Genomic DNA, 289 nt, shown 5'->3' on the forward strand with positions numbered 1-289 from the left:
GAGGCTGAAGGCCGGCGACCTGATCGCCGTTTCCACCGCCGGCGCCTATGGTGCGGTCCAGGCCGGCACCTACAACACCAGGCTTCTGGTGCCGGAAGTGCTGGTCGACGGCGACCGCTTCCATGTCGTGCGGCCGCGCCAGGCCTATGACGAACTGATCGGACTGGATTCGCTGCCGGACTGGTTGAAATAGGTCATATTTGCCGGGCGGTCCCGTCCGTGCGGCGGACGTCCATCCGAGGAGCCATGCATGTCGAACAGCAAGATCCCGCGCGAAGGGATCGCGGCC

1 pseudogene is annotated in these 289 nt (G+C 65.7%); it reads left to right on the plus strand.

Going from position 1 to position 289, the window contains the following annotated elements:
• A pseudogene (locus EN859_RS37270) lies at positions 1 to 193 on the plus strand (diaminopimelate decarboxylase); the annotation flags it as partial.
• Positions 194 to 289: the final 96 nt, after the last annotated feature.

It is taken from the genome of Mesorhizobium sp. M00.F.Ca.ET.216.01.1.1, from assembly GCF_004010325.2.
Taxonomy (GTDB): Bacteria; Pseudomonadota; Alphaproteobacteria; order Rhizobiales; family Rhizobiaceae; genus Mesorhizobium.